The organism is Nocardia sp. NPDC003345, assembly GCF_053589395.1.
The window spans coordinates 1-4,560 of the sequence record NZ_JBSFRU010000428.1; the positions used below are offsets into that span (position 1 = coordinate 1).

General features: G+C 68.6%; 5 protein-coding genes. 2 read left to right on the forward strand and 3 right to left on the reverse strand.

Annotation, left to right across the window (positions count from 1 at the left end; genetic code table 11):
- Positions 1–1,625 (forward strand): (Fe-S)-binding protein (locus ACWDU1_RS29870; protein ID WP_450003580.1); only part of this gene is annotated, 1,625 nt, incomplete at its 5' end.
- A 99-nt stretch (positions 1,626–1,724) separates the two neighbouring features.
- On the opposite strand, the gene ACWDU1_RS29875 is transcribed toward ACWDU1_RS29870, so the two are convergent.
- Positions 1,725–2,156, reverse strand: coding sequence for a PPOX class F420-dependent oxidoreductase (locus ACWDU1_RS29875; protein ID WP_450003581.1), 432 nt, complete (start codon positions 2,154–2,156; stop codon positions 1,725–1,727).
- 82 nt (positions 2,157–2,238) lie between these two features.
- Between ACWDU1_RS29875 and ACWDU1_RS29880 the strand changes: the two genes are divergently transcribed.
- On the forward strand, positions 2,239–2,892 hold the full coding sequence (locus ACWDU1_RS29880) for a Uma2 family endonuclease (protein WP_450003583.1): 654 nt from the start codon (positions 2,239–2,241) through the stop codon (positions 2,890–2,892).
- A 109-nt stretch (positions 2,893–3,001) separates the two neighbouring features.
- Here ACWDU1_RS29880 and ACWDU1_RS29885 read toward each other — a convergent pair whose 3' ends face one another.
- Positions 3,002–4,147 (reverse strand): acyl-CoA dehydrogenase family protein, encoded by a 1,146-nt coding sequence (locus ACWDU1_RS29885; protein ID WP_450003585.1) that lies wholly within the window; start codon positions 4,145–4,147, stop codon positions 3,002–3,004.
- On the reverse strand, positions 4,147–4,560 hold a 414-nt coding region (locus tag ACWDU1_RS29890), incomplete at its 5' end, for an acyl-CoA dehydrogenase family protein (RefSeq protein ID WP_450003587.1). The genes ACWDU1_RS29885 and ACWDU1_RS29890, both read right to left, overlap by 1 nt.

A 4,560-nucleotide genomic window follows, 5' to 3' on the forward strand; every position in this document is an offset into this window, starting at 1 on the left:
TGGAACAGAGCAAGAAGAAGATCGTCGTCACCTGCGCCCACTGCTTCAACGCGCTGAACAACGAGTATCCGCAGGTGGGCGGCACCTACGAGGTCGTGCATCACACTCAGCTGCTGAATCGGCTGGTGCGCGGTAAGCAGCTCGTTCCGGTGTCCCCGGTGACGCAGAACGTCACCTATCACGACCCCTGCTACCTGGGCCGCCACAACAAGGTCTACAACGCGCCACGTGAGCTGATGGCCGCCTCCGGGTCGAATCTGGTCGAGATGCCCCGGCACGGCGAACGGTCCATGTGCTGTGGCGCCGGCGGCGCCCGGATGTGGATGGAAGAGCAGCTCGGCAAGCGCATCAATATCGACCGCGTGGACGAGGCGCTGACCACCTCGCCCGCCAAGATCGCCACCGGCTGCCCCTTCTGCCGCGTCATGCTCACCGACGGTGTGACGGCCCGCCAGGAATCGGGGCAGGGCGAGGGCGTCGAGGTCGTGGACGTCGCGCAGCTGATGCTGGAATCGATCGAACGGGTCGACCCGTCGAAGCTGACCGAGAACCTCACGGTCATCCAGCAGCCCAAGGCCGAACCCGAACCGGAAGCGGAGCCCGAACCCGAACCGGTCGCCGAGGCCGCCCCGGCGGCGGAGAAGGCCGCGCCCAAGGGCGGCGGCCTGGCGATGAAGGGCCCGGCGAAGGCACCCGGTAAGGGTCTGGGCATGAAGGGAGCCGCCAAGGCACCCGGTGCGAAGGCACCCGGCGGCGAGGCGAAGGCACCGGCCGCCGAGGGCGAGACCGCCGCTCCCGCGCCCGCCAAGGGCCTCGGTATGAAGGGAGCCGCCAAGGCACCCGGTGGTAAGGGTCTGGCTATGAAGGGTGCGGCGAAGGCCCCTGGTGCCAAGGCCGAAGCCACGCCCGCCGAAACCGCTCCGGCCGAATCGGGCGAGACGAAGGCCGCCCCGCCCGTGAAGGGTCTGGGCATGAAGGGAGCCGCGAAGGCCCCGGGTAAGGGTCTCGCGATGAAGGGGGCCGCCAAGGCTCCCGGAGCCAAGGCACCGGCCGCCGAACCGGAATCCGAGGCGGCGACCACTGAGGCGGAAACGACCGCGGATGCGGGGACGACCGCGGATTCCGCACCGACCGAGACAAAGCCCACGGTCGCGGCCAAGGGTCTGGCCATGAAGTCCGGGTTCAAACGGCCCGGTCCGAAGGCTCCCGGTGCCAAGGCCGCCGCACCGGCTCCGGCCGAGGCCCCGGCGGAGTCCGCCGGCACCGATTCCGCTCCGGCGGAAGCAGAAGCACCGGCCACACCCGCGCCTGCTCAGGAGAGCAAGCCGTCCAAACCGGCCAAGGGTCTGGCCATGAAGTCCGGATTCAAGCGTCCGGGCCCGAAGGCTCCCGGCGCCGCTGCCCCGGCCCCCGCGCCCGAACCCGAGCCGGAGCCCGCCGAAGCCGAAGACACGGCCCCGGAAACCACCGCGGCCGCACCGGAACCGGCTTCCGAGACCACGACGGATTCGTCCGGTAACGGAAACGGCGCCGCGGGCAACGGTTCCGGCGCGACCCCGCCGCAGGCGAAGCCGGGTGCGCTCGGTTTCAAATCCGGCGCGAAGGCGCCGGGCCGCAAGAGCTAGACGGAGTCGATCGAACGGGAGCGGGGCCCAGCGAGTGAATTCGCTGGGCCCCGCTCCCGTCGTCCGCTGTCACGGCCGGGCAGCACCGGTCGTCGTACCTCAGCGCAGTGCGGCGCCGTACACCCGGTCCACGGACAGCGCCATGAGAACGCGTCGGTCGGAAACCATGACCGACCGGTACTCGTCCCAGTCGGGATGTTCCCCGGCGGCCGCACGGTAGTAGTCCACCAGTGCCTCGACCTCCGGCCCGTGCGGATCGGTACCCGGACCGGTGAGGGTCACCGACCCCTCGGCCGTCGCCCAGGCCCAGCCGTCGGCCCGGGTCACCTCCAGCGCCGCGCGTGGATCGCGGCGCAGGTTCACGGTCTTGGCCCGGCCCTCGGTCATGGAGACGTAGATGATCTCGGCGGCGCGGTCGTAGTAGGGGGTGACCGGCGACAGCTGCGGCAGTCCGTCGGCTTTGATGGTGGCGAGGACGCCGAGGCGACTCTCGCTCAACAGGGTGCGGGGGTCGAACTGGGTGTCCGTCATATCGTGATCCAAGCCGATACCCGAACCTGCTATTCCGGCGCATGGCTCCGAACAGGACACCGGCCGGGAATACCATGGTGGTATGTCCGGGCCGAATGTCGAGCACCCCGACCTTCCTGAATACATGACCTGGGAACAGCTCGAACAGCTACCCGAGGAGATCGCGGGCTCGATCGAACTCTGGGAGGGCCGCGTGGTGTGGGTACGGCGCGGTCCCATCGAGCATCAAGCATTCGGCCGCCGTCTGACCAATGCGCTGGAACGCTGCGCGCGCAAGTCGATGTCCGAGAGGCCAGAAACCTGCTGGCGGGTGGAAACCGAGACCAATGTCTTCCTCGGCACCAGTGGAAAGTCGGATTTCTTGACACCGGACTTTCTGATCTGCCGGTGCCCTGAAGCCCCATTCCAAGATGTTCGCGCCGCAGCTACCCTCTCGGTGGGCGAGGTGCTGTCTCCGTCCGATTCCCAATCCGATATGGAGACCAAGAAGGGTCGCTACGCGGCCGCCGGAATCCCCTGGTACTGGGAGGTGACTCTGGCGCGCGATGTGAGCGCCATCGACGTGGTGCGCGCGTACGCGCTTGCGACCGAATTGGGTCCGCTTCCGGACGGAGTGCGTCCCCTGCACCCGGCGAACTATGTTCTCGCCGGTGAATGGTCCCCCGCCGACCCCGACGGCGTGCATATCGACTTCCCGTTCCCGATCACCGTTGCGTGGACGGAACTCGAGTACTGATACCCGGACCGGGCCGCGCGGTGATCCCCCTCTGACGAGCCACCGCACGGCCCGGCACAGGTGTGCGCGCACCCCACCCGGGCACAGGTGGATGGGGTGCGCTTTCCGATCAGGAACTCGTGAGCGCTATATAGCGCGCGAGGTGATCGGAGCTGGAACCGAATTCGTATTCGATGGCGGTGAGGCGCTTGAAATAGTGACCGATGGCCAATTCCTCGGTCATACCCATGGCGCCGTGTAGCTGTACCGATTCCTGGCCGAGCAGCCGGGTGGCGCGGCCGATCGTGACCTTGGCCGCCGAAATGGCCCGGGCCCGTTCGGCGGGCTCGGCCTCGAGCGCGTAGGCCGCCAGATAGGCGGCGGCGACACTCTGCTCGAGCTCGATCAGCATATCGACCATGCGGTGCTGCAGCGCCTGGAAGCTGCTGATCTGCACGCCGAACTGCTGCCGCTGCTTGGTGTATTCGACGGTGTCGTCGAGTACCTTGCGCATCAGGCCGACGGCCTCCGAGGCCACCGCGGCGATGGCGTCATCGACGGTCGCGTCGATGATCGGCCAGGCCCGGCCTTCTTCGCCGAGCAGCGCGTCGGCGGGGACGCGGTAACCGCTGAAGGTGAGATCGGCGGCCACCCGGTCGTCGATGGTGCGGTACCGGTGCACCTCGACACCGGCGGGCGGTGCGGACGGATCGAAGTCGACCAGCAACAGCGATATCCCGTCCTGGTCACGCCGTTCGCCGGAGGTACGGGCGGAGACGATCAGGTGGGTGGCGATGGGCAAGCTCGTCACCACGATCTTGGCGCCGTCGAGGACCCAGTCCGCGCCGTCGCGCCGCGCGGTGACCGAGACGTCGTGGCGCACCTCGCCGGAGCCGGGTTCGAGTGCGGCGAAGGCGATACGCGCGGCTCCCTCGGTGATCTTCGACAGCAGCGCCTGCGCACTCTCGCCGCCGGAGCGGCGCAACAGTCCGCCCCCGACCACCACGGTGTCGACGTAGGGTTCGACGACCAGGGCCCGGCCGAGCTCCTCGGCGATGATCATGCTCTCGACCGGCCCGCCACCGGAGCCGCCGGCCTCTTCGGGCAGGGTCAGGCCGAGAATGTCCAGTTCGGCCAGGCCACGCCAGATCTCGGGCTGCCAGCCCGCACCGGTTTTCACCGCGGCGCGGCTCTTCTCGAGGTCGTATCGGGCGGCGAGAAAACCGGCGACGGCGTCGCGCAGCATCTGCTGCTCATCGGTGAAGGTGAAGTCCATCAGAGCCCCAATGCTGCCTTGGCGAGGATATTTCGCTGGATTTCGTTGCTGCCGGCGTAGATCGAGCCGGCGCGGTCGTTGAAGTAGCGCAGGGGCGCCACGGCCTGCCAGTCGGCACCGCTGAGGTAGCCGTCGGACGGCGGGGTGTATTCGGCGATGGGACCGCCGGGCGCGGTGGCGTGCGGCTGGTAGACGCGGCCACGCGGCCCGGCCGCGGTGAGCGCGAGCTCGGTGAGCTGCTGGCTGAGTTCGGTGGACAGGATCTTCAGCATCGACGAGGAGGTACCCAGATCCTTGCCCTGCGCCATCGCGGCCAGAGTCCGGAATTCCAGCACCTCGAGCACCTCGGTGCGGATGCGGGCGTCGGCCAGCTGGGCCGCGAAATGCGGATCGGCGCTGAGCGGGTTGCCGTC